This window comes from Bacillus sp. SIMBA_005 (assembly GCF_046535585.1).
Lineage (GTDB): Bacteria > Bacillota > Bacilli > Bacillales > Bacillaceae > Bacillus > Bacillus pumilus.
This window is the reverse complement of the sequence record NZ_JAWRWI010000908.1, coordinates 1-248: the sequence shown is the minus strand read 5'-3', so window position 1 is coordinate 248 and position 248 is coordinate 1. Positions and strand designations below refer to the sequence as shown.

General features: G+C 74.6%; 1 protein-coding gene. It reads left to right on the top strand.

The window, feature by feature from the left end; genetic code table 11:
- Window positions 1-33: 33 nt before the first annotated feature.
- Window positions 34-248, top strand: a 215-nt coding sequence (locus SB660_RS22710; protein ID WP_410584767.1) for a hypothetical protein, incomplete at its 3' end; no start/stop codon positions are given.

The window sequence follows — 248 nt, the reverse complement described above, 5'->3', positions numbered from 1 at the left end:
GGGCCGCGACGCACCGAAGGAGTTCGAACCCGAATGACGTCCGTCCGTTCTCCCCACACGACCGCGGGTCCGTTGCGGCCCGCGCCTCGCCTCGCGGTCCTGGCGCTCGCCCTCACGCTGTCGGGCTGCTCCTCGCTGCTCGGCGGCGGCAGCGGCGATCGCGAGCGCTCGACGATCTACGCGCCCGACCCCCGCGTCGAAACCGACGCCGCCTGGCCGCGCGCCGACTGGCAGCTGACGATGAGCCC